This is a genomic window from Nitrospirota bacterium (genome assembly GCA_040756155.1).
Lineage (GTDB): Bacteria > Nitrospirota > Thermodesulfovibrionia > JACRGW01 > JBFLZU01 > JBFLZU01.
In genome coordinates this window covers 1-2,037 of the sequence record JBFLZU010000054.1, presented here as the reverse complement: position 1 = coordinate 2,037, position 2,037 = coordinate 1, and the positions used below count along the sequence as shown (strand labels likewise).

Genomic DNA, 2,037 nt, shown 5'->3' with positions numbered 1-2,037 from the left:
GAAAGAGCCTGATATTGCTTGATGAGATAGGGCGGGGGACGAGCACATTTGACGGGATAAGCATTGCGTGGGCGACTGCCGAATTCATACATAGAAATATCAAGGCAAAGACCCTTTTTGCAACACACTACCATGAACTTACAGAGTTATCTTTGCTCTTTGATGGGATAAAGAACTACAATGCACTTGTTAGAGAATGGGACGATGAGATAATCTTTATCAGGAGGATAGTGGGAGGTATCTCAGATAAGAGCTATGGGATACAGGTGGCAAGGCTTGCGGGTCTTCCACACAGCGTTATAGCAAGGGCAAAGGAGATTTTAGAGAATCTTGAAAAGGGTGAGTTTGATGAGTCAGGAGAGCCGAGAATAGGCCATTCAGAAGATATAAAAAGAGAAGAGCATCCACCCCAACTATCCCTCTTTGGAGATAAGACTGATTTAGTCGCAAAGGAGATACTCAATCTTAACATCCAGAATATGACACCACTTGAAGCATTAAACAAACTCAGTGAGTTAAAAAAGATGCTTGGAGGATAATCTTAAAATCTATGTCTTATTTCGGATCGGACGCAAAAGGGTATTGACTTCAGAAATAATATGTAGTAGATTGTAATACAGGAGGTAATTATGAGAGCAGTGATTTCTATAAGTCTTCCTGAGAAAATGGCTTCAGAGCTTGATAGGGCTGTAAAAGAGACAGGAAGAGCAAAAAGTGAGATTGTAAAAGAGGCCTTAAGAGCATATCTCTGGGAGGAGAGTTTTAGAAAAACAAAAAAACGCTTGGTTTCAAGGGCAAAAACTCTTGGCATTGTTACAGATGAGGATGTTTTTAAAATCGTATCTTGAGAGCTTTATTTGATACAAATGTTTTAATTTCTGCCTTTCTTACAGAGGGTCTATGCTCAAAAATTCTTTTAAGGGCAAATAAAGGAGAGTTTGAGTTATATACCTGTCCATTTATCTTGAGTGAATTTGAGGAAAATCTCAAGACCAAATTTTCTGTAGCAAATACTATGATAAAAGAGGCAGTGACCCTCATTAGAGAAGTATCCTTGACTGTAAATCCAACTGATAACAATATTACGGTAAAAGGTGTTTGTAGGGACATTGATGATGATTCAGTGCTTGCCTGTGCCTTGGCAGCAAAGGTTGATTATATTGTTACAGGTGACCCTGACCTACTGGCAGTTGGAACTTATCAAGGCATAAAAATTATAACACCAAGAAATTTTGAATTGCTCTTTAGCAACGATTAGAACAACTTTTCCCCACTTCATAGCCATCGCTCCCTCTTACCTTGAAAAACCTCTTACTTTCTCTGGTCTCGGAGCTTTCTTCGATCCACATCTTTAAAATCTCTATAACCTCTATGCTCTCCCCATGGAGGATAAATGCCTTCGGAGATTCTTCACCCCTATAGCCAGAGTAGGAGATTACTTCGATATGGGTAGAATTCATAATTATAATATAGCATGAAAAAGAACAAGACATCTGATATAATCTTCAGTGGTATAACAAACTCAGTGACTTTAAAAAATGCTTGGAGGACTGGAGGATAATTGGTAGAATTATGACGATGAAGAGACGATGAAGAGATATATACTCAAAACCCCTCAGAGGGCGAACGGCTATCTTGTTGATTACGAATCAGAGCTAAACCCCGAGCAGTATACCGCAGTAATGGCAGGGAACGGCCCTATACTCGTTATCGCAGGTGCAGGGAGTGGAAAAACCAGAACGGTTACATACCGCGTTGCAAGGCTTGTTGAATCTGGCGTTGAACCTTCAAAAATCCTCCTTGTAACATTTACAAACAAGGCTGCAAGGGAGATGCTCCACAGAGCAGAACTCTTAATAAAGATTGATGTAAGAAGGCTCTGGGGAGGGACATTTCACCATATCGCAAACCTGATACTCAGGAGACATGCATCAGCAATCGGCTATAAAAGCAACTTTTCTATACTCGACAGAGAAGATACAAAGGACCTTTTGAATAATTGCATAGCAGAGATAGGCATAAATACTAAAGCGATGA

The 2,037-nt window shown here is 39.9% G+C and carries 5 protein-coding genes; 4 read left to right on the top strand and 1 reads right to left on the bottom strand.

Features of this window, described 5'->3' with window-relative positions; all coding sequences use genetic code 11:
- The 3 genes from AB1488_05585 to AB1488_05575 form a co-directional block, all read left to right on the top strand.
- Positions 1 to 539, top strand: a 539-nt coding sequence (locus tag AB1488_05585; protein MEW6409568.1) for a DNA mismatch repair protein MutS, incomplete at its 5' end; no start/stop codon positions are given.
- Positions 540 to 629: 90 nt separating this feature from the next.
- Positions 630 to 848, top strand: coding sequence for a ribbon-helix-helix protein, CopG family (locus AB1488_05580; GenBank protein MEW6409567.1), 219 nt, complete (start codon positions 630 to 632; stop codon positions 846 to 848).
- On the top strand, positions 845 to 1,258 hold the full coding sequence (locus AB1488_05575) for a putative toxin-antitoxin system toxin component, PIN family (protein ID MEW6409566.1): 414 nt from the start codon (positions 845 to 847) through the stop codon (positions 1,256 to 1,258). Before AB1488_05580 ends, AB1488_05575 begins: the two co-directional genes overlap by 4 nt.
- On the opposite strand, the gene AB1488_05570 is transcribed toward AB1488_05575, so the two are convergent.
- The gene (locus tag AB1488_05570; GenBank protein ID MEW6409565.1) at positions 1,245 to 1,460 is read right to left on the bottom strand and encodes a hypothetical protein; all 216 of its coding nucleotides are present in this window, start codon (positions 1,458 to 1,460) and stop codon (positions 1,245 to 1,247) included. The two genes, AB1488_05575 and AB1488_05570, sit on opposite strands and share 14 nt — an antisense overlap.
- Before the next feature lie 129 nt (positions 1,461 to 1,589).
- On the opposite strand from AB1488_05570, the gene AB1488_05565 reads away from it, so the two are divergent.
- Positions 1,590 to 2,037 (top strand): UvrD-helicase domain-containing protein (locus AB1488_05565; GenBank protein MEW6409564.1); only part of this gene is annotated, 448 nt, incomplete at its 3' end.